The organism is Duganella sp. GW822-FHT06D06 (assembly GCF_058799615.1).
The window spans coordinates 146,445-171,078 of sequence record NZ_JBXALQ010000012.1 but is presented as its reverse complement, the minus strand read 5'-3'; the positions used below and the strand labels follow the sequence as shown (position 1 = coordinate 171,078).

General features: G+C 63.9%; 20 protein-coding genes. 11 read left to right on the top strand and 9 right to left on the bottom strand.

All coding sequences use genetic code 11. From position 1 onward, the window contains the following. Positions 1–100 precede the first annotated feature (100 nt). Complete coding sequence (gene moaA, locus AC1RMD_RS21455; protein ID WP_492929185.1) at positions 101–1,222, top strand: GTP 3',8-cyclase MoaA; 1,122 nt, start codon at positions 101–103, stop codon at positions 1,220–1,222. 1 nt (position 1,223) lies between these two features. Beyond that, entirely contained in the window at positions 1,224–3,110 is a 1,887-nt protein-coding gene (moeA, locus tag AC1RMD_RS21450; protein ID WP_492929183.1) for a molybdopterin molybdotransferase MoeA, read from the top strand. A gap of 35 nt (positions 3,111–3,145) precedes the next feature. On the opposite strand, the gene AC1RMD_RS21445 is transcribed toward moeA, so the two are convergent. From AC1RMD_RS21445 to cqsA, 6 genes are all read right to left on the bottom strand, one after another. Then, positions 3,146–4,309, bottom strand: coding sequence for an MFS transporter (locus AC1RMD_RS21445; RefSeq protein WP_492929180.1), 1,164 nt, complete (start codon positions 4,307–4,309; stop codon positions 3,146–3,148). Continuing rightward, entirely contained in the window at positions 4,309–5,085 is a 777-nt protein-coding gene (locus AC1RMD_RS21440) for a DeoR/GlpR family DNA-binding transcription regulator (protein ID WP_492929178.1), read from the bottom strand. The genes AC1RMD_RS21445 and AC1RMD_RS21440 overlap by 1 nt, the downstream gene beginning before the upstream one ends. 67 nt (positions 5,086–5,152) lie before the next feature. Continuing rightward, positions 5,153–7,111 (bottom strand): acyl CoA:acetate/3-ketoacid CoA transferase, encoded by a 1,959-nt coding sequence (locus AC1RMD_RS21435; protein WP_492929176.1) that lies wholly within the window; start codon positions 7,109–7,111, stop codon positions 5,153–5,155. 13 nt (positions 7,112–7,124) lie between these two features. Beyond that, positions 7,125–8,435: a DNA recombination protein RmuC gene (locus AC1RMD_RS21430; RefSeq protein ID WP_492929174.1), complete on the bottom strand. Its 1,311-nt coding sequence runs from the start codon at positions 8,433–8,435 to the stop codon at positions 7,125–7,127. A 4-nt stretch (positions 8,436–8,439) separates the two neighbouring features. Beyond that, on the bottom strand, positions 8,440–8,838 hold the full coding sequence (locus AC1RMD_RS21425) for a group II truncated hemoglobin (RefSeq protein ID WP_492929172.1): 399 nt from the start codon (positions 8,836–8,838) through the stop codon (positions 8,440–8,442). 30 nt (positions 8,839–8,868) lie between these two features. Beyond that, positions 8,869–10,128 (bottom strand): alpha-hydroxyketone-type quorum-sensing autoinducer synthase, encoded by a 1,260-nt coding sequence (gene cqsA / locus AC1RMD_RS21420; protein ID WP_492929169.1) that lies wholly within the window; start codon positions 10,126–10,128, stop codon positions 8,869–8,871. Positions 10,129–10,298: 170 nt separating this feature from the next. Between cqsA and AC1RMD_RS21415 the strand changes: the two genes are divergently transcribed. Together AC1RMD_RS21415 and AC1RMD_RS21410 are read left to right on the top strand one after the other, a co-directional pair. Beyond that, entirely contained in the window at positions 10,299–11,579 is a 1,281-nt protein-coding gene (locus tag AC1RMD_RS21415) for a sensor histidine kinase (RefSeq protein WP_492929167.1), read from the top strand. A gap of 4 nt (positions 11,580–11,583) precedes the next feature. Next, positions 11,584–12,594 carry a response regulator gene (locus AC1RMD_RS21410; protein WP_492929165.1) on the top strand — a complete coding sequence of 337 codons (1,011 nt, stop codon included), beginning with the start codon at positions 11,584–11,586 and terminating at the stop codon, positions 12,592–12,594. Between the two features lie 66 nt (positions 12,595–12,660). Here the strand turns inward: AC1RMD_RS21410 and AC1RMD_RS21405 are convergent, their stop codons facing one another. The 3 genes from AC1RMD_RS21405 to AC1RMD_RS21395 are packed head-to-tail and all read right to left on the bottom strand — an operon-like array spanning position 12,661 to position 16,706. Continuing rightward, positions 12,661–15,198, bottom strand: coding sequence for an ABC transporter permease (locus AC1RMD_RS21405; protein WP_492929163.1), 2,538 nt, complete (start codon positions 15,196–15,198; stop codon positions 12,661–12,663). A gap of 9 nt (positions 15,199–15,207) precedes the next feature. After that, on the bottom strand, positions 15,208–16,215 hold the full coding sequence (locus AC1RMD_RS21400) for an adenosine deaminase (protein WP_492929161.1): 1,008 nt from the start codon (positions 16,213–16,215) through the stop codon (positions 15,208–15,210). After that, on the bottom strand, positions 16,215–16,706 hold the full coding sequence (locus AC1RMD_RS21395; protein ID WP_492929159.1) for a hypothetical protein: 492 nt from the start codon (positions 16,704–16,706) through the stop codon (positions 16,215–16,217). The genes AC1RMD_RS21400 and AC1RMD_RS21395 overlap by 1 nt, the downstream gene beginning before the upstream one ends. Positions 16,707–16,710: 4 nt before the next feature. Here AC1RMD_RS21395 and AC1RMD_RS21390 point away from each other — a divergent pair, with 4 nt between their 5' ends. From AC1RMD_RS21390 to AC1RMD_RS21360, 7 genes are all read left to right on the top strand, one after another. After that, on the top strand, positions 16,711–18,633 hold the full coding sequence (locus AC1RMD_RS21390; RefSeq protein ID WP_492929157.1) for a PrkA family serine protein kinase: 1,923 nt from the start codon (positions 16,711–16,713) through the stop codon (positions 18,631–18,633). Between the two features lie 70 nt (positions 18,634–18,703). After that, complete coding sequence (locus AC1RMD_RS21385; RefSeq protein ID WP_492929155.1) at positions 18,704–19,972, top strand: YeaH/YhbH family protein; 1,269 nt, start codon at positions 18,704–18,706, stop codon at positions 19,970–19,972. Between the two features lie 13 nt (positions 19,973–19,985). Then, entirely contained in the window at positions 19,986–21,536 is a 1,551-nt protein-coding gene (locus AC1RMD_RS21380) for a SpoVR family protein (RefSeq protein WP_492929153.1), read from the top strand. A 506-nt stretch (positions 21,537–22,042) separates the two neighbouring features. Beyond that, entirely contained in the window at positions 22,043–22,702 is a 660-nt protein-coding gene (locus AC1RMD_RS21375) for an energy transducer TonB (RefSeq protein WP_492929152.1), read from the top strand. 83 nt (positions 22,703–22,785) lie between these two features. Then, positions 22,786–23,688, top strand: a complete 903-nt coding sequence (locus tag AC1RMD_RS21370) for a MotA/TolQ/ExbB proton channel family protein (protein ID WP_492929151.1) — start codon at positions 22,786–22,788, stop codon at positions 23,686–23,688. Positions 23,689–23,694: 6 nt separating this feature from the next. Then, a complete protein-coding gene (locus tag AC1RMD_RS21365; RefSeq protein WP_492929149.1) occupies positions 23,695–24,123 on the top strand; it encodes an ExbD/TolR family protein in 429 nt (142 codons plus the stop codon). Between the two features lie 60 nt (positions 24,124–24,183). Beyond that, positions 24,184–24,612 carry an ExbD/TolR family protein gene (locus AC1RMD_RS21360; RefSeq protein ID WP_492929147.1) on the top strand — a complete coding sequence of 143 codons (429 nt, stop codon included), beginning with the start codon at positions 24,184–24,186 and terminating at the stop codon, positions 24,610–24,612. The last annotated feature ends 22 nt before the right edge of the window (positions 24,613–24,634 follow it).

The following is a 24,634-nucleotide window of genomic DNA, read 5'->3' as shown; positions in this document are numbered from 1 at the left end:
GTCAGACTTGACCCCAGTGTTGGCGGCGGCGTGCTATCGTAGCTTCTTGTCGTCGCCCAAACGTCGCCCCGCATTTCAAAAACAGCAAGATTGTAGAGTCATGGCAGAGAAAATCATCATGATGGCCAGCCAGCGCCCCGCGCCGCCAGCCGTCCCCGCTATCCTGGAAGCGCCGACCGGCCTGTTGAGCGATCAACTGGCCCGTCCATTGCACGACCTGCGCATCTCCGTCACCGACCGCTGCAATTTCCGCTGCGTCTACTGCATGCCCAAGGCGGTGTTCGACAGCGATTATCAATACCTGCCGCACACCTCGCTGCTGTCGTTCGAAGAGATCGCCCGCCTGGCGCAAACCTTCATCGCCCACGGCGTCGAGAAGATACGCCTGACCGGCGGCGAACCGCTGTTGCGCAAGAACATCGAACGGCTGGTCGGCATGCTGGCCGAACTGAAGACCGTCCACGGCAAGCCGCTCGACCTGACGCTGACCACCAACGCCTCGCTGCTGGCCCGCAAGGCGCAGTCGCTCAAGGACGCCGGCCTGCAACGCATCACCGTCTCGCTCGACGCGCTCGACAACGCCACCTTCCAGAAAATGAACGACGTCGACTTCGCGGTCGACGACGTGCTGCACGGCATAGACGTGGCGCACCAGGTGGGCCTGGGCCCGGTCAAGATCAACATGGTGGTCAAGGCCGGCATGAACGACCAGGAAATCCTGCCGATGGCGCGCCATTTCAGAAACACGCCCTACATCCTGCGCTTCATCGAATACATGGACGTCGGCGCCTCCAACGGCTGGAAGATGGACGAGGTGATCCCGTCGGCCGAAGTGGTGCGCCGCATCCACGCCGAGATGCCGCTCGAGCCGCTGTCCGCCAACTACACCGGCGAAACCGCCGCCCGCTGGCGCTATATCGACAACGACGGCGACGGCAGCGGCGAGATCGGCCTGATCTCCAGCGTATCCCACGCATTCTGCGGCGACTGTACCCGCGCGCGCCTGTCGACCGAGGGCAAGCTGTACACCTGCCTGTTCGCCAGCAGCGGCCACGATCTGCGCGCCCTGCTGCGCGACGGCCGCAGCGACGCGGAAATCAGCACCGTGCTGGCGCAGCTGTGGCGCGCGCGCACGGACCGTTACTCGGAACTGCGCACCAATCACACCGACGGCCTGCAACGCCGCGCCAACAAAGTAGAAATGTCTTACATCGGAGGGTAGTTTGTCTTTGAAGAACAAGGTCACCGGACTGATACTGGCGGGCGGGCGCGGCACGCGCATGGGCCGCGTCGACAAGGGTTTGCAGCCGTTCCGCGGCGCCACGCTGGTGGAGCACGTGATGCGCCGGCTGGCGCCGCAAGCGGCCAGCGTCGTCATCAACGCCAACCGCAACCTGCCGCAGTACCAGGCCGTGGCGGGCCAGGCGCCGGTGCTGCCGGACTACCTGGACGGCTTCGAAGGTCCGCTGGCCGGCCTGCAGATCGGCCTCCAGTACTGCCCCACCGAACTGCTGCTGACCGCCCCCTGCGACTCGCCCTTCCTGCCTGAAGACCTGGCCGAACGCCTGTACGCGGCGATGCAGGCGCAGGACGCCGACGTCGCGCTGGCCGTGACCATGGAATCCGAGGCCGGCGCCGAACCGCATCGCCAGCCGCATCCCGTGTTCGCGCTGCTCAAAGCCAGCCTGCTGCCGCAGCTGGACGCCTACCTGGACACCGGCGCGCGCCGCATGGAAAGCTGGTTCAAATCGCTGCGCGTGGCCGAGGTGATGTTCGACCACGCCGACGCCTTCCGCAACATCAACACGCTGGCCGAGCTGCAGCAGCACGAACGCGCACCCGCGCCCGCCGCCACTGTCCGCGCGGCCGATCCCGGCGCACTACCCGTATCCGAAGCCCAGCGCATCATCTGCGAACGCGTGACGCCGGTCGCCGCCACCGAGCGGCTCGCGCTGCGCGACGCCCTCGACCGCGTGCTGGCCGAAGACATCGTCTCGCCGATCAACGTGCCGGCCTACGACAACTCGGCGATGGACGGCTACGCGCTGCGCGGCGCCGACCTGCCCCCGGCCGGCGCGCCCGACGCCACGTTCAAGGTGATCGGCATCGCCTACGCCGGCCGCCCGTGCGCGCAAGCGCCGCAGGCCGGCGAGTGCATCCGCATCATGACCGGCGCCGCCATCCCGCCCGGCTGCAACAGCGTGCTGCCGCAGGAACTGGCCGCGCACATCGGCGACGACACGGTCACCATCGGCCACGGCGCCATCCGCACCGGCGCCAACCGCCGCTTCGCCGGCGAAGACCTGAAGGCCGGCGGCGTCGCGCTGGCCCAGGGCAAGATCATGCGCCCCGCCGACCTGGGCCTGGTGGCCTCGCTCGGCATCGGCGAAGTCGCCGTGCGGCGCAAGCTGCGCGTGGCCTTCTTCTCCACCGGCGACGAACTGCGCTCGCTGGGCGAGCCGCTCGACGACGGCTGCGTCTACGACAGCAACCGCTACACGCTGTTCGGCATGCTGACGCGGCTGGGCTGCGACGTCATCGACATGGGCATCGTGCGCGACGATCCGGCCGCGCTGGAAGCGGCGCTGCTCGACGCCTGCGCCAACGCCGACGCCATCCTCACCTCCGGCGGCGTCTCCGAGGGCGCGGCCGACTACACCCGCGACATCCTCGGCCGCATCGGCGAGGTCGCCTTCTGGAAGCTGGCGATGCGCCCGGGCCGCCCGCTCGCCTTCGGCCAGATCCGCAGCGAGGCAGACAGCGCCTGGCTGTTTGGCCTGCCCGGCAATCCGGTGGCGGTGATGGTGTCGTTCTACATGTTCGCCCGGCCGGCGCTGCTGCGCATGATGGGCACGCAGGCGACGCAACAGGCGATGCAGGCCCGCACCACCGAAGCGATCCGCAAACGCCCCGGCCGCACCGAATACCAGCGCGCCATCGTCAGCGCCGGCGCCGACGGCGCGCCGCAAGTACGCCTCACCGGCGCGCAGGGCTCCGGCATCCTGAGTTCGATGACGGAGGCGAACTGCATCGTCGTGCTGCACGAGGCGCAGGCGGACATCGCCGCCGGCGAGATGGTCGAGGTGCTGCCGTTCGATGGCTTGATCTGAGCAGATGATCCAGCCCGACGGAACCTGGCCAGCCGCTAGCTGGCGCTCCGCAGCGAGGCCACACCCATGCGGGCGCTGGCCGCCACCAGCAGCATGCCGCAGGCCAGTCCGGCGAAAGCCAGCTGCAATCCGAACGCGTGGGCCACAAACCCTATCAGCCCCGGGCCGGCCAAAATACCAGCATAACCGATGGTGGTGATGGCGCTGATGGCCAGGCTAGCTGGCATGTCCTTCTGGCTTCCGGCTGCGCTGAACAGCACCGGCACGATGTTCGATGCACCAGTGCCGATCAACGCAAAACCGGCCAGCGCGATCCACGGCGACGGTGCCAGCACCACGCTCAGGAATCCCAGCGCTGCGCACAAACCACCAATTAGCAGCAGTCGCGCGCCTCCCCAGCGCTGCACCAGTTTGTCGCCATTGAGCCGTCCCACCGTCATCGCAATGGCGAAGGCAGCATAACCAAGTCCGCCCTGCCCGGCCGTGAAGCCGCCGCCGCTGGTCAGGAACACCGCGCTCCAGTCCAGCACCGCACCTTCGGCAAGGAACACCAGCGAGCATAAGGCGCCGATCAATATCACCGCGCCGCGCGGCATGGCGAACAAGGGTGCATCGCGTTCCGACGGCGCCGGGTCGCGCAGCAAGTGCGGGCCGGCGTAGACCAGCACCAGCCCAACGGCGCCCGCCAGCACCAGCGACGATGCGACCAGCTCCAGTCCCGCCCACAGCATCAGCGTCATGCCGCCGGCGCCGACGATGCCGCCCACGCTGAACAACCCATGAAAGCCCGACATCAGCGCGCCGTCGTATTCCTTCTCGACGATCACGGCCTGGATATTCATCGCCACATCCAGCGTGCCTATCGTCGCACCGAACAGGAACAGCACCAGCGCCAGCAACCACGCCGTCGGCGCGATCGCCAGGAAGGGGAACACCAGGCAGCATCCTAGGCCGGACAGCAGGATGATGCGGCGGCAGCCGAAGCGCGCGGCCAGCACGCCGGTCACCGGCATCGCCAGCAGCGAGCCGATGCCCAGGCAAAGCAGCAGCAAACCAAGCTGGCCTGGCGCCACGCCGGTGCGCGCCTGCGCAAACGGCACCAGCGGCGCCCAGGCCGACATCGCCATGCCCGCCGCCAGGAAGGCCAGGCGGGTTGAAACACGTTGTTGCAAGCCGGTGCTCACAGCGTCCGCTTTCATTATTCGGCGCGCAGCAGGCGGGTGCCGGCTGCGGAATAGGTATCCATCAACTGCGCATCGGTATCCTGTTCGACCACCAGATGGGTCAATTGGGCAATCGGCAGCACCAGGAAGGACGCGACCGCGCCCAGTTTCTCGGCGGTAGCGACGACGGCGGTGGCCTTGCTGTGCGCGGCCAGGCGGCGCTTGAATTCGGCCTCCTCGAAATCGACGGCGGTGATGCCGGCATGCAGATCGACGCCGCAGGCGCCGATGAAATACAGGTCGGGCCGCAGCAGCTCCACCTCGCGCAGCGCGGTCGCGCCAACGCTGCCGCCCAGGCCCTGCTTGACGCGGCCGCCGATCATGATCAGTTCAACGTGGGGATTATCCAGCAGCCGCGCCGCAATCGTTGGCGCGTTGGTCAGCACCGTCAGCGGAACCTCCGGCAAAGCCTCGGCGATGGCCAGGTTGCTGGAGCCGGCATCGAGGAAGATCACGCTGCCCGGCTTCACCAGCATGGCGGCGGCGACAGCCAGGCGCGATTTGCCGGACTGCTGGCGGCCAAGACGCTGGGTCAGCGTGCCGGAGTCCGGCGCGGCGGCGATGCGCACGGCGCCGCCATACACTTTCTGGCACAAGCCGGCGGCGGCCAAGTCGCGCAGGTCGCGCCGTATCGTGTCTTCGGTGACGTTAAGGTCCAGGGCCAGCACGGCGGCAATCACGCGGCCGTCGGTCTCCAATTGCTTCAATATCAGGTCATGGCGCTCTTGCAGCAGGAGGTTTTCACGTTTCATGCGCAAAAGTCTACACACTCAAGCACAAAGTGTAAACAAATACGCATAAACAAGCACAAGTACGTAATCAAGGTTCCTGCAAACGCAGCAGCGCCTCGGCCGAGTTGGCGAACAGCGCCGCGTCCTTCTCGATGCGGCGGAAGGCGCGCCCCAGGCTGGCGCGCATGAAGGTGCTGTGCGCATAGCGCGTGACCTTGCTGTAGTAGCGCTCCGCCAGCTGGTCCACCGCCGCCACGTATTGGTCCATCAAATCCGGCGCGATCGAGAAGTTGTCGTAGTTGATCACCGCCGGCACCTTGCGGCCCAGCGGCGCCAGCCGTTCCGCCACCATCGCGCAGATGGTGGCGATGGTCTCGGCGTCGCTGATTTCGAAGCCTTCGAAGTTGACGAAGAAAAGCTGCTGCTGCGCGTCGTACACCAGCCGCTGCTCCAGCGGCAGCGCCAGGAAGTCGGCGCGCCAGTTCATTGCCAGCGGCGCGAAGATGCGCGCGTCCATCAGCTTCAGCTGCGCGCTGATCGCCGGCTTGAAATCCATGTGCGCCAGGATGTCGCGCTCGAGGTCCAGGCCGGGCGCGATCTCGATCAGCTCCAGCCCGGACATGCCGCCGTCCAGCACCAGCCGCATCACGCAGCGCTCGGTGATGAACAAGGCTTCCTGTCCGCGCCGCGCCGCATACTCGCCGCTGTAGGTGCGGTGCTCGACCTCGTTGATGAACTTGCGGGTCGCGCCCTTGTCGGCCGTGAAGGTGCCGACAAACACCACCTTGCGCGCGTTCTGGCTGATGTTGATGAAGCCGCCGGCGCCGGCCAGCTTGCTGCCGAATTTGCTGACGTTCAGATTGCCGTGGCGGTCGGCCTGCGCCAGCCCGAGCACCGCCACATCCAGCCCGCCGCCGTCGTAGAAGTCGAACTGGTAGGGCTGGTCGATGACCGCGTCGGCGTTGGTGGCGGCGCCGAAGTTCAAGCCGCCGGCCGGCATGCCGCCGATCACGCCCGGCTCCGCCGTCAGCGTCACCAGATCCAGCAGCTTCTCTTCCGCCGCCACCGCCGCCACGCCTTCCGGCATGCCGATGCCGAGGTTGACGACGTGGTTCGGCCGCAGCTCCATCAGCGCGCGGCGGGCGATGATCTTCCGCTCCGACATGGCCATCGGCGCCACCGCCGACAAGGGCACGCGCAGCTCGCCCGAGTAGGCCGGGTTGTACGGCTCGGCGAAAGTCTGCATATGGTATTCGGGCTTCTCCGCCACCACCACGCAATCGACCAGGATGCCGGGGATCTTGACCTGGCGCGGATTGAGCGTGCCGCGCTCGGCGATGCGCTCGACCTGCACGATGACGATGCCGCCCGAATTGTGCGCGGCCATCGCGATCGCCAGCGCCTCCAAGGTCAGCGCCTCGCGCTCCATGGTGATATTGCCCAGCGCGTCCGCCGTGGTGCCGCGGATGATCCCCACGTGCACCGGCTGCGATTTGTAGAACAGGTATTCCTTGCCGCCCAGCGTCAGCAGCTCGACCAGCTCCTCGGTGGTGCGGGCGTTGATCTTGCCGCCGCCGTGGCGCGGATCGACAAAGGTGCCGAGGCCGACGTGCGTGATCAAGCCGGGCTTGCCGGCGGCGGTGTCGCGGAACAGCTGGCTGATCACGCCTTGCGGCAGGTTGTAGGCTTCGATCTTGCCGCTCATGGCCAGCTGCTGCAGCTTGGGCACCAGGCTCCAGTGGCCGCCGATCACGCGCTTGAGCAGGCCCTCGTGGCCGAAGTGATTCAGGCCGCGCTCCTTGCCGTCGCCCTGCCCCGCCGCGTAGAGCAGGGTCAGGTCGCGCGGATGGCCGCCGCTGTCGGCCGACAGGAAGCGCCGCTCCAGCGCCACCGCGATATTCTCCGCGAAGCCGACGCCGACAAAGCCGCCGGTGGCGATGGTGTCGCCGTCGCGTATCAGGCCGACCGCGTCGGCCGCGCTGACGATCTTGTTGCGCTGGACGGCGGTGGCGCCGACCGTGGAAAAATCGGGCGTGCGAGCGGGCATGGCGGTCTCCGTTCTATTCTAAGTCGAGATCATTCTTGTCGATTTCAGGCCCCAGCAACAGCTGCGCCGCTTCGCTCGGCAGCGCCTCCACCGACTTCAGCTTGCGCGCCATCTGGCGGCTGCGGGTCTCGGCCGATTCGATATTCTTGGCGGCCCGCTCCAGCGCCAGCTTGGTGGCCGACAGCACGTCGCCGAACTTGCCGAACTCCGTCTTCACCGCGCCCAGCACCTGCCACACTTCCGACGAGCGCTGCTCCAGCGCCAGCGTGCGGAAGCCCATCTGCAAACTGTTGAGCAGCGCCGACAAGGTCGACGGCCCGGCGATGCTGATGCGGTGCAGGCGTTGCAGCTCGTCGGCCAGGCCGGGACGCCGCATCACTTCCGCGTACAGGCCTTCGGTCGGCAGGAACAGGATGGCGAAATCGGTGGTGTGCGGCGGCGACACGTACTTCTCCGAGATGGTCTTGGCCTCGCCGCGCACCGCGCGTTCCAGCTCGCGGCCGGCCAGCGCCACGCCTTCCGCGTCGGCGCGGTCGGCGGCGTCCAGCAGGCGCTCGTACTGCTCCTTGGGGAACTTGGCGTCGATCGGCATCCACACCGGCGCCCCGCCCTCGACCTGGCCCGGCAGCTTGAGCGCGAACTCCACCCGCGCGCCGCTGCCGGCGATGGTCTCGACGTTCTTGGCATACTGCTCCGGCGTCAGCACCTGCTCCAGCAGCATCTCCAGCTGCACCTCGCCCCAGGTGCCGCGCGTCTTCACATTGGTCAGCACCCGTTTCAGGTCGCCCACGCCCAGCGCCAGCTGCTGCATCTCGCCCAACCCCTGGTGCACCCGCTCCAGCCGCTCGGACACCTGCTGGAACGAGGCGCTCAGGCGCGCCTCCAGCGTCGCGTGCAGTTTTTCGTCGACGGTCTTGCGCATCTCTTCCAGCCGGGCGCCGTTGTCCGCTTGCAGATCCTTGATCTTGGCCTCCAGCGTGGCGCGCACTTCCTGCATGCGCGCGGCGTTCGATTCGGTCAGCCGCGCCAGCGTTTGATTCATGCTGTCGGCGAACTGCTTCAGGCTGCGGCCCTGCTCGTCGCGGCCGACCAGCCCTTGCGCCTCCAGCTGGCGACGCAAGGCCTCGAACTGCTGCACGCTGGCCGCGTGCGTGGCTTGCGCCGTGGTCTGCAACTGCATCCGCACTTCGCGCTCGACGCGCTCGATGCGTTCGGCCAGGCCGTCGCCGCCGGCCGGGCCGCGCGCGCGCAGCAGCGCCAGCGCCTGCAAGGCCAGCACCACCACCAGCGCGGCCAGCAGCACATAGAATTCGATCTGGTTCATGGGTTCAATCCGGCTTGTTGCGCATCCAGTCGGCGGTTTGATAGAAGGACTCCATCAACCGCAAGCGCAGCGCCTCGGCGATGCCGACATCCTCCATCGCCCACGCCATCGCGCGCAGCCACTGGTCGCGCTCCTGGGTGCCGATGGCGAACGGCATGTGCCGCATGCGCAGGCGCGGATGGCCGTGCGCTTCGATGTACAGGTCCGGCCCGCCCATCCAGCCGCTCAGGAACATGAACAGGCGCTCGCGCGCGTTGTCCAGCGTGGGCGGATGGGCGGCGCGCAGCAGCGCAAACTCCGGCTCCAGTTCCATCAGGTCATAAAAACGGTCGACCATGTCGCGCACGCGCACTTCGCCGCCGATCACTTCGTAGAGAGTTTGGGATTCAGTCATAAGCTCCATGATAGCGTACCGGGCGGCGAAGCGCGGGGCTCACACCAACGCCAGCCGGCGCATGCGCCGGGTCGAGGACCAGTTCTCCAGGTCGGCCTGGTCGCGGATGTCGTCGCAGGCCTGGATGATGCGCGACAACTGCGTCCGGTCCAGGCCCGAGTTCAGCGTCAGCCGCACCAGCGAGCGGTTCTTCGGCGTGGCCGGCGCGCAAAACATGGCGCCGTAGACGCCGTGCCGCTCCAGCAGCTTGCGCAGCGCCAGCGTCTTCGGCTCCGGGCCGGGCTCGAGCGCGATGATCTGCTCGCTGCCGTCGCTGACGTTGTAACCCAGCGCGCTCAACTCCTCGCGCACCTCGACCGCATGCGCGCGCAACGCGGCGCGGCGGTCGTCGGCGGCGGCGACAAAATCGATGGCGGCGTCGAACCACGCCAGCTCATGCCCCAGCAGGCAGGAGCTGAAGATGGCCGGACGCGACTCCGACAGGAAGTAACCCTTGAACTTGCTGGAACAGGTGATGAAGCCGGCGCGCCCGGCAAACGCCTTGGCCAGCGACGCCGTGCGGAAATGCACCCGCTCGCTCAAGCCCAGCGCCGCCACCAGCCCGGCGCCGCGCGGGCCGTGCGTGCCCAGCGAATGCGACTCGTCGACGATCAGCAGGCAGCCGCCACGCTCGGCGATCTCCACCAGCTGGCGCAACGGCGCCACGCTGCCGTTGGTGCTGTACAAGGCATCGACCACGATCAGGCCGCGTCCGTGGCGCGCCAGCTGCTTTTGCAGATGCTCCAGGTCGTTGTGCAGGAAGGGCACCGGCAGCGCGCCGGCCGACTGCACCCCTTCCCACAGCGAGGCGTGGGCCTGCATGTCGAGGTAGACCGGAATGCCGGGCGCCGCCAGCGTCTGCACCAGGCCGACGTTGGCGGCCCAGCCGGACTGCGCCAGGATGCCGTCCTGCGCCCCCATGAAGCGGGCGAACTTGCGCTCCAGCCGGTGCTGCGCGCTGCCCTCCTGCAAGTACACGGCCGACATCAGCAGCTCGCCCTGGCTGTGCGCCAGCGCCGCCATCTGCGCCTGCATCAGCGACGGCTCGCCGGCCAGGCACAGATAGTCATTACCGGCCAGAAACACCGCGCCGGCCGGCGTCGGTTGCCAGGCGTGCGGATGCTCGCCGCCCAACAGTAGCTCGATGCGGGTGACGTAGTGTTCATCCATGCGCCGGGTGACAAAATCGGGCATGTGCTGTTCGGCCGGCAAGCCATGAATCCGGGGCTGGGCATGATCCAGAGCAATCGCGTTGGACATTTTTTGACTCCTTTCGTTGTATCGGAATGGTTGTTTTTTTATGAATCCGATGCCAACCTTGAGGCCAAAAAAACAAGAGGTGATTGATGCCGATCAATTAATGAATTGATATGCGTGAGCGCGTTGCAATTTAAGGCGATCATGGCACCTTGATAAAAGTCAATTTGCCTATGACGCCACCACTGCAAGAACGTTGGAAACACTGGCAGCACGGCAAAGTCCAGTCGCTGTTGCTCTACCATGGCCGCGAGGACCATGCGACGGTGCGCGTGCTATTGCTGGCCAGCATAGGCACGGTGGGCATGCCGCTGTACTACGTGATCTGGCAGAACTTCTTTCCGCAAGAATACGAAAGTCTGCCGCTGCGCCTGCTTGGCATCCTGCTGTGCGCGCTGGGCCTGTTCGCCCGCCAGTTCAGCCGCCGCATGCTGCATGTATACCTGCTGATCACGCTCAGCTACATCTTCCCGTTCTTCTTCACCTTCATGTTCCTGATGAACCACGGTTCGGGCGTGTGGAGCGAGTCGCTGCTGATCGGTCTGGTGGTGTTGTTCCACTTCGACACCAGCCTGGCCGTCAAGGCCTACCTGGCCGGCACCACCGCGGCCTGCCTGGCCGCCGCCGCGCTGGGCGAAGGCGCGGCCCTGCTGAGCCGGCCGGTGCTGCTGCAACTGCCGATCCACCTGTTCACCATCGCCGCGCTGTCGGCCGCCAAGATCAGCCGCCACGTGCTGGCCCAGGAAAAACTGGCCGGCCTGGGCGCCGGCCTGGCCACCGTGGCGCACGAGCTGCGCACGCCGCTCACCAGCGTCGACGCCAACGTGCGCGGCCTGCTGCGCATGTACACCGACACCGGCAACCGCTCCAAGGAAGACCGCCTGAGCGCCGTCGACGCGCTGGCGCGCATCCAGTTCGAGGTGCGCCATATGAACCACATGATCGACCTGTTCCTGCTCAGCGCCACGGCGGTGCGGCAGAACCTGCGGCCGGTGGAACAGGTGGCGATGGAGGGCGTGGTGGAGGCGGTGCTCAGGCGCTACCCCTTCGCCAACGCCACCCAGCAAAAACTGGTGACGCTGGAAATGCGGCGCGACTTCAGCTTCGCCGGCCAGACCGAGTTGTCGGTGGTGATCCTGCTGAACCTGCTGCGCAACGCGCTCAAGGCGGTGCAGCGCGCCGGCAAGGGCCGGGTGCGCATCGTGGTCGACGGCGCGCACCGGCCGCCGCGCCTGCTGTTCATCGACACCGCCTGCGGCATCCCGGCGCAGCAGATGCCGCTGATCTTCCGCCGCTTTTATTCCCATCCGCCGCACAACGGCGCCGGCATCGGCCTGGCCTTGTGCGAGGAGATCATGCAGGCCTGGAACGCCAGCATCCGGTGCGTGTCGCGCGAGGGCGCCTACGCCATCTTTATCCTTGAATTCCCCCAGCAGCAGCCCATCCAGAGGTGACCCCATGCATTTGCCAGTCTATTCCCATCCCACACTGACCGTACTGGTCGACGACAGCGATTCCTTCCTGCGCAGCCTGTCGTTCCAGCTCGACCCCAGGCTGGCCAGCCAGACCTTCCACGACACCACCACCGCGCTGCAATGGCTGCGCAAGGAGCCGCAGTCGGGCTGCGTGCCGCTGCACGTCAACTTCGACACCCACAACCTGCCGGCCGACCAGTGCAACGTGGCGCTGGACCTGGAACGCATCTACCGCATCGGCGAGCAGCGCCATCGCTTCGCCACGCCGTCGGTGCTGGTGGTCGATTATTCGATGCCGCAGATGAATGGGCTGGAGTTCTGCGAAGCGGTGGCGCACCTGCCCTGCAAGAAGATCCTGTTCACCGGCACGGCCGACGAGAAGATCGCCGTCAGCGCCTTCAACCGCGGCCTGATCGACCGCTACATCAAGAAGAGCGACGACCACGCGCTCGACATCCTGGAGCTGGAAATCGCGGCGCTGCAACGCGACTACTTCGACACCCAGTCGGAAACGCTGCGCGAGCTGGTGCTGCTGCACAACTACAACTTCCTGGGCGATCCGGCGCTGGCGCGGCTGGTGCAGGAACTGAGCGCCAGCATGGGTTTTGTGGAGCACTACATCTTCCCGAATCCGACCGGCATCCTGTTCCTCGACAAGCACGGCAAGGCCAGCCTGATGATGATAGAAACCGAGCAGGGCATGTATGCGCAGTACGAGATCGCGCGCGACAGCGACGCGCCGCCGTCGTTGATGGACGCGCTGCTGGAGCGGCGGGTGCTGCCGTTCTTCTCCGATCCGGACGGCGACGGCATGTACTCGCGCCGGGTCGGCGACAACTGGCACCGCTACTGCGCGGCGCCGCGCGTGTGCCAGGGCCGCGAGACTTATTACTGGGCGCTGTTCGACCTGCCGCCGCACTATTTCGACCAGAAGCCGCATTCCTACGCCGACTTCCTCAAGGAGCGGGCGGCGCAGGAAAGCGTCGCCGCCTAGTGCGGCTGTTTCAAACCGCCCGCAGCGAGGCGCTGCAACGAAGCTGCGGGCGGTTTGAAGCGGCCGCTAGGCTTCGCGCAGCGTTTGCAGTGGCGGTTGGCGCAGCACGTTGCGCAGGCCAAGCCAGCCGCCGGCGATGGCGCACAGCGCGCCCGCCACCAGGCCGACCAGCCACACCACCGGGCTGAAACTCCAGGCGAACTTGAACTGGTAGGTGGCCAGCGCCCAGCCCATGCCCGCCGCGCCGGTCGCCGCCAGCACGCCGGACAAGGCGCCCACCAGCGAGAACTCGATCAGCTGCGCCTGCGACAGCTGCTTGCGGGTCGCGCCGAGCGCGCGCAGCAGGCCGGCTTCGCGGGTGCGCTCGTCCTGCGATCCCATCAGCGCCGCGTACAGCACCAGCACGCCGGAGGCCAGCGTGAACACGAACAGGAACTCCACCGCCGTCACCACCTGGTCCAGCACCGACTGCACCTGACGCAGCAGGCCGCCGACGTCGACGATGGTCAGGTTGGGATAGTCGCGCGTCAGCGCGTTCATCAACGCGCCCTGCCCTGGCGGCAGGTGGAAGGCGGTGATCCAGCTCTGCGACACTTCGGCCATCGCCGCCGGGTTGATGATGACGAAGAAGTTGACCCGCATCGAGCCCCATTCCAGCTTGCGCAGGCTGGTGATGGTGGCGTCCACCGGCGTGCCGGCGATATCGAAGCGCAGCTTGTCGCCCAGCTTCCATTTGAGCGTCTTGGCGATGCCCTCTTCCACCGAGGCTTCCGGCGCGCCCGGCTGGTTTGCGAACCACCGGCCGGCGCTGATCTTGTTCTCGGCCTGCATGCGCGCCATGGTCGACAGGTTGAATTCGCGGTCGGCCAGGCCCTTGGCGCGGTCGTCGGTGTAGGTCTCGGCGGTGACCGGCTTGCCGTTCACCGCGGTCAGGCGGCCGCGTATCATCGGATACTGCGGCGCGTAGCGCACGCCCGCCGCCTGCAGGCGCCGGCCGATGTCGGCCGCCTGCTCCGGCTGGATGTTGATGATGAAGCGGTTCGGCGCGTCCGGCGGCGTGGCGTTGCGCCAGGCCGTCATCAGGTCGCCGCGCACCACGGTCAACACCAGCAGCGCCATCATGCCCAGCGCCAGCGAGACGATCTGCACCACCGTCGCGCCGGGCCGCCGCTGCAAGGAGGTGATGGCGAAGCGCCAGCTTTGATGGTCGATCGCGCGCCGCAGCGGCTTGAGCGCGGCCAGCGCGCCCCAGCCCACCAGGCCAAACAGCGCGAAGGCGCCGAGGAAGCCGAGCGCCGTGTACAAGGCCAGCTGCGCGTCGCCCGCCTGCCACAGCAGCAGCGCGACAAAGCCGGCCAGGCCCAGGCCGTAGGTGGCCAGCGCGCTCACCTGCGGCGGCTCCTGCTCGCGGCGGATCACGCGGTTGTGCGGCACTTTGCGCAGCTGCAGTATCGGCGGCAGCGCGAAGGCAGCCAGCAGCAGCATGCCGGTGGCCACGCCTTGCAGCGCCGGGGAAATGGTCGGCGCCGGCAGGCTGGCCGAGACCAGCTTGCCCAGCACCTCCAGCAGCACGTAATGGCCGCCGAAGCCGACCGCCACGCCCATCAGGCTACCGGCCAGGCCGACCATCAGGAATTCGATCAGGTACATCAGCGTGACTTCGTTCTGCGTCAGGCCCAGGCAGCGCAGCATGGCGCAGGCGTCCAGGTGGCGCTGCATGAAGCGGCGCGCCGCCATCGCCACGGCCACCGCCGCCAGCATCGCCGACAGCAGGCCGACCAGCGACAGGAAACGGTCGGCGCGGTCCAGCGTGGCGCGCATTTCGGGCCGGCCGTTTTCCAGCGACTCGACCCGCACGCCCTTGATATTGTTTTGCTTGATCTGCGCCTGCAGCCATTGTTCGTAGGCGCTGGCGACCGCCGCGCCGTTGGCCAGCGACGCCGGCGCCGCCAGCAGCAGGCGGTAGGACACGCGCGAGCCGGGCTGGATCAGATTGGTGGCCTCGACGTCGCCCAGCGCGAACATCACGCGCGGCGCGAAGGCCAGGAAGTTGGCGCCGCGGTCAGGCTCGGAGGCGATCAGCTGCGCCACCGTGAAACTCTGGTCGCCCAGCTTGATCTGGCCGCCGATGGCAGTCTTCAGGCTGCCCAGCAGGCCGGCGTCGATCCACACGGTGCCGGGCGCGGGCACGCTGTTGGCGGCCGTGCCGTAGCTTTGCTCGGCCTGTTCCGGATGGGTGGTGATCTTCAGCTGGCCGCGCAGCGGATAGCCGGGGCCGACCGCCTTCAACGACGCCAGCAACGACGTCGATTGCTCGCCCTCGCCCGCCTGCGCCATGCTGGGGAAGCTGACGGTGTCGGTCATCAGCAGGCCGCGCTTGGCGGCCTCCGCGCGCCAGGCCGGGTTGACCGGCAGGTCGGCGCTGACGACGACGTCGGCGCCCAGCAGCTGGTGGGCGTCGCGATCGAGCCCGCTGCGCAAGCGGTCGATGAAGAAACCGGTGGCGGACAAGGCGGCCACCGCCACCGTCAGCGCGATCAGCAGAAAGCGCAACTGGCCGGCGCGCCAGTCGCGCGCCGTCATCTTCAAGGCGAGTTTGAGCATGGGGATTTTCTAGAGTGCGGCGAAATACGCGTCGACTTCATCGAGGAACTTCTGCTTCTGCGCCGCCGGCAGGAAGGCCGCCGAGAAGCTGTTGCGCGCCAGCCGCTGCGCGTGCGACAGGCCCAGTGGCAAAGCCTCGAAGGTGGCGACGAAGTTGGCGTTCATGTAGCCGCCGAAGTAGGCCGGATCGTCCGAGTTGACGGTGGCGACGATGCCGGCGTCCAGCAGCTCCAGCAGATTGTGCTGCTCCATGCGCTCGAACACGCACAGCTTGACGTTCGACAGCGGACACACCGTCAGCGCGATCTGCTCGCGCGCCAGGCGCTGCGTCAGCGCCGCGTCTTCCAGGCAGCGCACGCCGTGGTCGATGCGCTCGACCTTCAGCACATCGAGCGCGGTTTCGATATACGCCGGCGGGCCTTCCTCGCCCGCATGCGCGACCAGGTGGAAGCCCAGCTCGCGGCATTTGGCGAACACGCGCGCGAACTTCTCCGGCGGATTGCCGACCTCCGACGAATCGAGTCCGATGCCCATGAATTTGTCGCGGTAAGGCAGCGCCTGTTCCAGCGTGGCGAAGGCGTCTTCTTCCGACAGGTGGCGCAGGAAGCTGAGGATCAGCGTGGCGCTGACCGGGCTGTCCTGGCAGGCGCGGTGGATGCCGTCGATCACGGTCTTGATCGGCACGCCGCGCGCGGTGTGCGTCTGCGGATCGAAGAAGATCTCGGTGTGGCGCACATGGTCTTGCTCGGCGCGCTTGAGGTAGGCGGCGGTCATGTCGTAGAAGTCCTGCTCCTGCAACAGCACGCTGGCGCCGGCGTAGTAGATGTCGAGGAAGGATTGCAGGTCGGTGAACGCGTACGCCGCGCGCAACTCTTCCACCGAAGCGTAGGCCAGCTTGACCTGGTTGCGCTGGGCCAGCGCGAAGATCAGTTCCGGCTCCAACGAGCCTTCGATGTGGATGTGCAGTTCGGCTTTGGGCATCTGCTGCACCACCGTGCGCAATTGTTCGTTCAACATTATTCTTTTTTCCTGTGACAGTTGGCTGGATCATCGCATCTTAGCGCATGCTGCGAGAGTGCGACAGCGGCGGCCAAGTTGCGGCAAAATTTATCTGTTTGAGGCACGATCAGCACAGCGCTGACAGGCGTGATACTGTGGCATAAAGCAGCGCGAAAAAATGCCCGGAAACCCACGAAAAATACACAAAATTTCTCAAATTTAATCTTATTAATCAATAAGTTACGAAAGAGTATTAACCATATTACGACATATCTTTTGACTTCCGGCACCAATAGCGCAATAATCAATTTCATAGACGTAAGAAGCGTTACGACCAACACATAAAAGCCGCCAACCGGCCATAAAGCCAGCTCACCGGCACGGGCAATCCGTGCCACCAAAAGAAGCTGGACATAAGAAGAAAAACAGAGAAGGGGTATGCACGGACCAGGGCCAGGGCAGGCGAACTGCCGGTGACCCGTGACAAGCAGGTTTACATTAAAGGACATCCAAATGACCATTTTTGACAACTACGCCGCACGGTACGAACGGACCAAAGAAGAAGAGATGTCCATGAAGGAATATCTCGAACTTTGCAAAAAAGATCGACTCACCTACGCCAGCGCCCCAGAGCGCATGTTGGCCGCCATCGGCGAACCGACGTTGGTCGATACCCGCAACGACACCCGGCTGTCACGCATCTTCGCGAACAAGGTCATCAAGTTGTATCCGGCATTCCGCGAGTTCTACGGCACCGAGGAAGTGATCGAACAGGTGGTCTCCTACTTCCGCCACGCCGCGCAGGGGCTGGAGGAACGCAAGCAGATCCTGTATCTGCTGGGTCCGGTGGGCGGCGGCAAATCGTCGATCGCCGAGAAGCTCAAGTCGCTGATGGAGCACGTGCCCTTCTATTGCCTGAAGGGCTCGCCGGTCAACGAATCGCCGCTCGGCCTGTTCAACGAGGAAGAGGACGGCGTAATCCTGGAAGAGGATTACGGCATCCCGCGCCGCTATCTGCGCAACATCCCCAGCCCATGGGCGGTCAAGCGCCTGCACGAGTTCAACGGCGACATCAACCAGTTCCGCGTGGTCAAGCGCTACCCGTCGGTGCTCAAGCAGGTCGCCATCTCCAAGACCGAGCCGGGCGACGAGAACAATCAGGATATTTCCTCGCTGGTCGGCAAGGTCGACATCCGCAAGCTGGAGGATTATTCGCAGGACGATCCGGACGCCTACAGCTATTCGGGCGGCCTGTGCCTGGCCAACCAGGGCTTGATGGAATTCGTCGAGATGTTCAAGGCGCCGATCAAGGTGCTGCACCCGCTGCTGACCGCCACGCAGGAAGGCAACTACAAGGGCACCGAGGGCTTCGGCGCGATCCCGTTCGACGGCATCATCCTGGCCCACTCGAACGAGTCGGAGTGGAAGACCTTCAAGAACAACCGCAACAACGAGGCTTTCCTCGATCGTATCTACATCGTCAAGGTGCCGTACTGCCTGCGCGTGACCGACGAGATCAAGATCTACGACAAGCTGGTGGCCAACTCCTCGCTGTACCAGGCCCCGTGCGCGCCCGGAACCCTGAAGATGATGGCGCAGTTCGCGATCCTGTCGCGCCTGAAGGATCCGGAGAACTCCAGCATCTTCAGCAAGATGCTGGTCTACGATGGCGAGAACCTGAAGGACACCGATCCCAAGGCCAAGTCCATGCACGAGTACGTCGACTACGCGGGCGTCGACGAGGGCATGAACGGACTGTCCACGCGCTTCGCCTTCAAGATCCTGTCCAAGGTGTTCAACTTCGACAACACCGAAGTGGCGGCCAATCCAGTGCACCTGTTGTATGTGCTGGAGCAGCAGGTCGAGCGCGAGCAGTTCCCGCCTGAAACCGAACAGAAGTACTTCTCGTATATCAAGGAACACCTGGCGCAGAAGTACGTCGAGTTCATCGGCAAGGAAATCCAGACCGCCTACCTGGAATCGTATTCGGAATACGGCCAGAACATTTTCGACCGCTACGTGACCTTTGCCGACTTCTGGATCCAGGACCAGGAATACCGCGATCCGGACACCGGCGAGAGCTTCGACCGCGAGTCGCTGAACAACGAGCTGGAAAAGATCGAGAAGCCGGCCGGGATTTCCAATCCCAAGGATTTCCGCAACGAGATCGTCAACTTCGGTCTGCGCGCGCGCGCCAACAACGGCGGCAAGAATCCGGCCTGGACCAGCTACGAGAAGTTCCGCACCGTGATCGAGAAGAAGATGTTCTCCAACACCGAGGAACTGCTGCCGGTGATTTCGTTCAACGCCAAGGCCAGCGCCGAAGACGCCAACAAGCACGCCGACTTCGTCGCCCGCATGGTGGAGAAAGGCTATACGGCCAAGCAGGTCCGCTTGCTGTGCGAATGGTATTTGCGTGTGAGGAAGTCGTCTTAGTAGTATTGCGCGCCGCCCCGCATCAGGCGGTGGCGGCGCGGCGCCGACCAATTGCAGCAGGAGGCATCTTTTGACTTACCTCATCGACCGACGTTTGCAGGGCAAGAACAAGTCTGCGGTCAACCGCGAGCGCTTCTTGCGGCGCTACAAGGCCCAGATCAAGGACGCGGTGGGACGTGCCATCAAGGGCCGCTCCATCACCGACATTGAGAATGGCGAAAAAGTCTCGATCCCGGTCAAGGACGTGGGCGAGCCCTCGTTCGGCCACGCCCATGGCGGCGTGTGGGAAACCATCAACCCCGGCAACCAGGAATACCTCAAGGGCGACCTGATCAATCGTCCCAAGGGCGGCGGCGGGGCCGGCCGCGGCAAGGCCGGCAATAGCGACCAGATGACCGAGGACGATTTCATCTTCGAGCTGTCGCGCGAAGAATTCATGAACTACTTCTTCGAGGACCTGGAGCTGCCCAACCTGGTCAAGACCCAGCTGACCGCCACCACCGAGTTCAAGAACCAGCGCGCCGGCTACAATATGTCGGGCACGCCGTCCAACATCCACGTGCTGCGCTCCTTGCGCGGCGCGCTGGGACGGCGCATCGCGGTCGGCGGCAGCTCGCGCAAGCGCGTCATCGAAGCCGAGCGCGAGCTGGAGGAACTGCTGCTGGACGGCGCGCCGCTGGACGCGCCGCGCGTGGTGGAGCTGAAAAAGCTGATCCACCATCTGCACACGCGGCTGCTGGCCATCCCCTTCATCGACCCGTTCGACCTGCGCTACAGCAACCGCATCAAGGTGCCCAAGCCGATGACGCAGGCGGTGATGTTCTGCATCATGGACGTCTCCGGCTCGATGGACGAAACCCGCAAGGACACGGCCAAGCGCTTCTTCATCCTGCTGTACCTGTTCCTCAAGCGCGCCTACGACAAGATCGAGGTGGTGTTCATCCGCCACCACACCGCCGCGGCCGAGGTCAGCGAGGAGGAATTCTTCCACTCGCGCGAGTCGGGCGGCACCGTGGTGTCGTCGGCGCTGCACCTGCTGGACAAGATCATCGACGAGCGCTACGGCGCCGGCAGCTGGAACAGCTATGTCGCCCAGGCTTCCGACGGCGACAACTGGGACAACGATTCGGTGCTGTGCCGGCAACTGCTGGTCAACACCATCATGCCCAAGGTGCAGTACTACACCTACGTCGAGATCACCGACGGGCCGCCGCAAAACCTGTGGGAGCAATACTCGCAGATCCCCGACCACCACCCGCATTTCGCCATGCAAAAAATAGTCACGCCGGCCGATATCTATCCGGTGTTCCGCGAACTGTTCAAGAAACAGCCTAAATAGGCGGGCCGAAATAATGAACGATATGACGCATGCCCCTGCCCCCAAGCCGCGCCATCCGCGCGCCCTGCCCGAACAGTCCGAGTGGACGTTTGAACTGATCGAGCAGGCCCACCAGGAAATCCGCCGCGTCGCCGAAGCCTTCGGGCTCGATACGTATCCGAATCAACTGGAGATCATCACCGCCGAGCAGATGATGGACGCCTACACCTCGGTCGGCATGCCGGTGTCCTACAACCACTGGTCGTTCGGCAAGCATTTCCTGTCGACCGAAAAAGGCTACAAGCGCGGCCAGATGGGCCTGGCCTACGAGATCGTCATCAACTCCAATCCCTGCATCGCCTACCTGATGGAGGAGAACAGCCTGACCATGCAGGCGCTGGTGATCGCGCACGCGGCCTACGGCCACAACTCCTTCTTCAAGGGCAACTACCTGTTCCGCACCTGGACCGACGCCGACGCCATCGTCGACTACATGGTGTTCGCCAAGAACTACATCGCCGAGTGCGAGCAGCGCCACGGCATCGACGCGGTCGAGCTGCTGCTCGATTCCTGCCACGCGATCCAGAACTACGGCGTCGACCGCTACAAGCGGCCGGCCAAGCTGTCGATGATGGAAGAGCGCGCGCGGCAGAAGGAACGCGAGGCCTATGTGCAGTCGCAGATCAACGACCTGTGGCGCACCCTGCCGCGGCGCGAGGAAGAGGAAGAGGAAAAGGCCGCGCCGCGCTTCCCGCCCGAGCCGGAAGAGAACCTGCTGTACTTCATCGAGAAGTACGCGCCGCTGCTGGAGCCGTGGCAGCGCGAGATGGTGCGCATCGTGCGCAAGATTTCGCAGTACTTCTACCCGCAGCGCCAGACCCAGGTGATGAACGAGGGCTGGGCCACGTTCTGGCACTACACCATCCTCAACCAGTTGTACGACGAGGGCGTGGTGGCCGACGGCTTCATGATGGAGTTTTTGAAGAGCCACACCAACGTGGTCTACCAGCCGCCGGTCAACAGCCCGTATTACAGCGGCATCAATCCGTACGCGCTGGGCTTCGCCATGATGACCGACATCCGCCGCATCTGCGAACATCCGACCGACGAGGACCGCGAATGGTTCCCCGACATCGCCGGCAGCGACTGGCGCAAGACCCTGGACTTCGCGATGCGCAATTTCAAGGACGAAAGCTTCATCGCCCAGTACCTGTCGCCCAAGCTGATCCGCGAATTTCATTTCTTTGCTGTACTGGACGACGACAATAACGAAAAGCTGGCAATCTCCGCCATACACGACGACCTGGGCTACCGCTACGTCCGCCAGCAGCTGGCCGAGCAGTACAACCTGGGCAACCGCGAACCGAACATCCAGGTGTGGTCGGTCAACACCCGCGACGACCGCGCGCTGACCCTGCGCCACACGCAGTTCCAGCGGCGGCCGCTGAACCAGCAGGCCGGCGAGGTGCTCAAGCATGTGGCGCGGCTGTGGGGCTTCGACGTGCACCTGGAAACCGTGGGCCCGAACGGCGAAATCATCAGTTCGCTGGAGGTGAAACGGGAGAAACGGGCGCGCGGCAGTTGAGCGATATATATATAGAGCTTTTTCCGATCCCGGGCATGGCTCTTGCAAGGGATAGATCGGGGTCAGAGGCATTGCTCTGGCCCCGGTTTTTTTGGCCAAGGCATGCCGCCAGGCAGAAGTCAACAGCTTTCGTCACCTGGCGGCTAAGTGTTTCCCGCAAGAATTTCGTAAAAGAAACTTTTGCGGCCAAATTATCAACTGTACGTAGTAAAATTACGCGCATAATATTCCGTTTTTGGGCTTAAGGGAAAACTAAGTAATGTCGTGGTGCGTTCCGCCCCAAAATTGCGCCGGAGAAGCTTGCAAATTGAGCTAGAACGGTGCAAAGAGAGCGCTATCACATAGGAAAACCCTATGAAATTTAACCGGTTTTAGGGATGAAAATTCTATGTAAAATCAAGAATTCGTATGTATAATTCGCCGACGTCCCGGATGCGGCTGTTGTTTTGTGTCGCCATTTTGGGGTTTAGTAGCAACAAAAAGAGTTGGTATTGGAGAAAGCAGGCATGAATTTCACGCACAACGAGAAAAGCACCGGGAAGAACTTTACAGGCATTACCATTGTCGTTTTGTTGCACCTCCTGGTTGCTTATGGGATCGTGACGGGCTTGGGTAAACGTCTGGTGAGCAAGATGATCGCACCAGTGGAGACCAAGATCATCGAGGAGGTAAAACCTCCTCCACCGAAAGAACTCCCCCCGCCACCACCTCCGCCAGAGATGAAAGCGCCACCGCCGCCTTTCATCCCCCCAGTTGAGGTGAATGTGCAGCAGCCTCCGCCGCCGCAAAACACGATCGCTAACGCGACCAACGTGAAACCTGCGACGACTGAGATCCAGAGAACGCCACCGGCTCCGCCGGCAGCGACTCCAGGTCCGGCAAAGTCGGTGCATACGCCAGCCGTTGCTGACATGAGCACCTGCGCCAAGCCTGATTATCCGAAAACCTCGCTGCGCAATGAAGAAACCGGTGTCACCACCGTATCGTTCCTGATTGGCATCGATGGTTCTGTGATGGATTCCAAGGTCACGAAGTCTTCGGGCTTCCGCGACTTGGACAAGGCGGCTCAAAATGCCTTGGGTAAGTGCCGGTTCAAGCCAGCCATGATCGATGGCAAGCCGGAACAGCAGTGGCAGCCAGTGCAATATGTCTGGTCGCTGGATTAAACCGAGACCGAGTCTTCAGTCTCATATTTGTGATTTCGTTGTCAAATAGTTCAGCGATCTTATTTTATCAATTTGGAGGAAGCATGTTTAAGAATACCCGTTTGTCCGCTGTACTGGCCGCTGTGCTGTTTTCCGTGACCGCAGCCACCGCCCTGGTTAGCGCCCCAGCTTTCGCTGACGCGCCAGCCTCGGCCGCCGCTTCGGCACCAGCAGCCGCTCCAGCAGCGGATGCGGCAGCCGCACCAGCAGCAGCAGAAGCTCCAGCTGCCAAAGGCGGCAAAGAAGAAGTGGACAATCCTTACGGCTTCGAAGCTGTCTGGAACGGTGGTTTCGTCTCGCGCGGCACCCTGATCATCCTGTCGCTGATGTCCATGGGTTCGTGGTACATCATCGTCACCAAGCTGATCGACCAGATGAAAATCTTCAAGCAGTCGAAAGAAACCTCGGCCAAGTTCTGGAAAGCATCGTCGATCGCTGCCGGTTCGGCAGCCCTGAAAGAAGGTTCGCCTTTCCGTTTCATCGCTGAAACCGGCACCAAGGCCACCGTGCACCACGACGGCGCCCTGCTGGAACAAATCGACCTGTCGACCTGGGTGACGATGTCGATCCAGCGCGCTGTCGATAAAGTTCAATCGCGTCTGCAAGACGGCCTGTCGTTCCTGGCGACCGTTGGTTCGACCGCACCGTTCATCGGTCTGTTCGGTACCGTTTGGGGTATTTACAATGCACTGATCGCCATCGGCATGTCGGGTAACGCATCGATCGACAAGGTTGCAGGTCCAGTCGGTGAAGCGCTGATCATGACCGCTTTCGGTCTGTTCGTCGCGGTTCCTGCCGTTCTGGGTTACAACTGGCTGGTACGTCGTAACAAGGCCGCAATGGAAGACGTGCGTTCGTTCTCCGCCGACGTGCACTCGGTACTGATCTCGGGCGCCATGTCCACCAGCGAAGCTGGCCGTGCCGCCGGCGCTAAAAAGATTGGATAATTAATCATGTCGATGTCCGTAGGCTCCGATAGCGGAGACGAAGATCAAGTCATGTCAGAAATCAACACGACGCCCCTGGTGGACATCATGTTGGTTCTGCTGATTATCTTCCTGATCACGAGCCCGGTTGTTCTGAAGCTGATCAAGATCAAGCTGCCAGAAGAAACCAACCAGGTTATTCAGACCAAGCCGGAAGATGTCAACATCGTTGTAAGCAAGGATGGCGACATCTACTGGAATCAGAAGAAAATGCGCGACGCGAATGAGTTGTTCGATTTTCTGAAGGTGGAAGCAGTGAAGTTGCCTCAGCCAGAAGTGCATGTTCGTGGCGACCAAGAAACTCGCTACGAGGCAATCGGCAAGGTTATTTACACTACCCAGCGCGCTGGTATTCAGAAGGTCGGCTTCATCACCGAACCGCCTGATAAGGGTTAATCCCCGAATAGTGCATCGCAGGCCTGGAATCCGGGCCTGCCCTTCTTAAAAGGAAACACCATGAGTATGAATGTCGGCTCCCCAAGCGGTGGCGCGGATCCGGAACCAATGATGGAAATGAACATGACGCCCCTCATCGATGTGATGCTGGTGCTGATTATCATGATGATCATTACGATTCCAAGGGCCAACCACTCGGTCAACCTGAACATGCCGGTCGGCACCCCGCCTCCGCCTGTGAAGGAACCTGTGGTGATCACGATTGACGTCGACTTCGACGGTACGATTCTGTGGGATAACGCTGTCGTTGCTGACCGCGGTACCCTGGAAGCGAAACTGACCGATGTCGCAGCGCAAGCTGACCAGCCGGAAGTGCATCTGCGTCCGAACAAGCTGGTATCGTACAAAGTCGTGGCAGGCGTGATGGCTGCGGCCCAACGTCTGGGCGTGACCAAGATTGGCCTGGTCGGCAACGAGCAGTTCCAATAATCAGTTCTATGTTCAACGATAG

What these genes read in the sequence shown, in the direction of transcription:
- AC1RMD_RS21445 (WP_492929180.1), bottom strand. Translation starts at nt 4,309, where the DNA reads ATGAAAGCGGACGCTGTGAGCACCGGCTTGCAACAACGTGTTTCAACC.
- AC1RMD_RS21425 (WP_492929172.1), bottom strand. Translation starts at nt 8,838, where the DNA reads ATGGAGCTTATGACTGAATCCCAAACTCTCTACGAAGTGATCGGCGGC.
- AC1RMD_RS21435 (WP_492929176.1), bottom strand. Translation starts at nt 7,111, where the DNA reads ATGCCCGCTCGCACGCCCGATTTTTCCACGGTCGGCGCCACCGCCGTC.
- AC1RMD_RS21410 (WP_492929165.1), top strand. Translation starts at nt 11,584, where the DNA reads ATGCATTTGCCAGTCTATTCCCATCCCACACTGACCGTACTGGTCGAC.
- AC1RMD_RS21365 (WP_492929149.1), top strand. Translation starts at nt 23,695, where the DNA reads ATGTCGATGTCCGTAGGCTCCGATAGCGGAGACGAAGATCAAGTCATG.
- AC1RMD_RS21405 (WP_492929163.1), bottom strand. Translation starts at nt 15,198, where the DNA reads ATGCTCAAACTCGCCTTGAAGATGACGGCGCGCGACTGGCGCGCCGGC.
- AC1RMD_RS21390 (WP_492929157.1), top strand. Translation starts at nt 16,711, where the DNA reads ATGACCATTTTTGACAACTACGCCGCACGGTACGAACGGACCAAAGAA.
- AC1RMD_RS21370 (WP_492929151.1), top strand. Translation starts at nt 22,786, where the DNA reads ATGTTTAAGAATACCCGTTTGTCCGCTGTACTGGCCGCTGTGCTGTTT.
- moaA (WP_492929185.1), top strand. Translation starts at nt 101, where the DNA reads ATGGCAGAGAAAATCATCATGATGGCCAGCCAGCGCCCCGCGCCGCCA.
- AC1RMD_RS21375 (WP_492929152.1), top strand. Translation starts at nt 22,043, where the DNA reads ATGAATTTCACGCACAACGAGAAAAGCACCGGGAAGAACTTTACAGGC.
- AC1RMD_RS21400 (WP_492929161.1), bottom strand. Translation starts at nt 16,215, where the DNA reads ATGTTGAACGAACAATTGCGCACGGTGGTGCAGCAGATGCCCAAAGCC.
- AC1RMD_RS21440 (WP_492929178.1), bottom strand. Translation starts at nt 5,085, where the DNA reads ATGAAACGTGAAAACCTCCTGCTGCAAGAGCGCCATGACCTGATATTG.
- AC1RMD_RS21430 (WP_492929174.1), bottom strand. Translation starts at nt 8,435, where the DNA reads ATGAACCAGATCGAATTCTATGTGCTGCTGGCCGCGCTGGTGGTGGTG.
- cqsA (WP_492929169.1), bottom strand. Translation starts at nt 10,128, where the DNA reads ATGTCCAACGCGATTGCTCTGGATCATGCCCAGCCCCGGATTCATGGC.
- AC1RMD_RS21380 (WP_492929153.1), top strand. Translation starts at nt 19,986, where the DNA reads ATGAACGATATGACGCATGCCCCTGCCCCCAAGCCGCGCCATCCGCGC.
- AC1RMD_RS21360 (WP_492929147.1), top strand. Translation starts at nt 24,184, where the DNA reads ATGAGTATGAATGTCGGCTCCCCAAGCGGTGGCGCGGATCCGGAACCA.
- AC1RMD_RS21395 (WP_492929159.1), bottom strand. Translation starts at nt 16,706, where the DNA reads ATGTCCTTTAATGTAAACCTGCTTGTCACGGGTCACCGGCAGTTCGCC.
- AC1RMD_RS21415 (WP_492929167.1), top strand. Translation starts at nt 10,299, where the DNA reads ATGACGCCACCACTGCAAGAACGTTGGAAACACTGGCAGCACGGCAAA.